Source organism: Devosia sp. ZB163, assembly GCF_028613635.1.
Taxonomy (GTDB): Bacteria; Pseudomonadota; Alphaproteobacteria; order Rhizobiales; family Devosiaceae; genus Devosia_A.
Genome location: NZ_JAQRMY010000007.1, coordinates 1 through 1,044 on the forward strand (window position 1 = coordinate 1; position 1,044 = coordinate 1,044).

A 1,044-nucleotide genomic window follows, 5' to 3' on the forward strand; every position below is an offset into this window, starting at 1 on the left:
GCCGAACGAGAACGGCCTTGCGCTTCCCCAGTCACCAGACCTGAACTTTGCCCAGTCATCGGGGATGGCGAACGGCTCGATGACGTGCAGTCTCTCCGACCAGCAATCGAAGAACGCGCCGTCTACGACATCCCAATCGCCGTAGCGCATGGCCCTGACCAAGGCCTCACTGCCGAGGCCATGCAACCGGGCCTCATACAGCGGGTCTTCCTCGGCAAGGGTCGGATTGTCCTCGAGCCGGGCCGGGATGTACTGGCGGAGCATCCCGCCTTCGTCGTTGGCCGCCCGGTAGATTTCGAGCGGCTTGGCCGGATCGATGAACGTGATCTTGACGAACTGGTGCCCGACGCCACCCGGGTTAGCCCCGCACATGATGCGCGGAAACATGCCATTGTACCGGTCGGGCACCGTGATGCCGGTCATACGGACGCGGTTGCGCAGGAAGCGGTAGATCACTTCCGTGAAGTGCGTCAACTCATCGATCAGCAGGACGTGGATTTCGGCGCCCTGGTACTTGAAGCGGTCCTTCTCGTCCTTGCAGTGGCACAGGTAGATTTTCGACCCGTTCCAGAACCGGATTTCGTCCTCAACGATGGTGACGAAACCGCATTCGACCCAGCCAGCGAGCAGCGACCGGAAGCCTGAGGGGCCTTCCATGTGGTTCTTGATCAGGTCTTCCCGAATACGTCGGAAGAGATAGACCTGAAGCCCGGGTATCTCAGCGCACCAGCTGATTGCAGCCTGGCGCATGAGGTGTGACTTGCCGCCGCCGGCCGCGCCTCCGTAAAGGATCTCCGTTGCCGGCGAGAGGAACGCAACCCATTGCTTGGGATGCAGGGCAATGCGCAGCGCGGCGGTGCTACTTGCCGTCTGCATCCTGTGGGCGCCCCTCATAGACGATGGTCGGCATCAGCGGCGATCCGCCCTTGCCCGTCAGTTCCTGCTTGTCAGCCAGGCCAAGGTCGCGCGCGATGATGTTCGGGTTCAGCAGGCCAGCGGCCGCGCCCTCGAACTTCTGCGCCCGGATGATTTCGTCCACACGCC

General features: G+C 62.5%; 2 protein-coding genes. Both read right to left on the minus strand.

The genetic code is table 11. The annotated features are described in order from the left end of the window. A partial coding sequence (locus PRN20_RS22780; protein ID WP_273959968.1) for a terminase large subunit domain-containing protein occupies window positions 1–876 on the minus strand: 876 nt, incomplete at its 3' end. Beyond that, on the minus strand, window positions 860–1,044 hold a 185-nt coding region (locus PRN20_RS22785; protein WP_337956278.1), incomplete at its 5' end, for a terminase small subunit. The genes PRN20_RS22785 and PRN20_RS22780, both read right to left, overlap by 17 nt.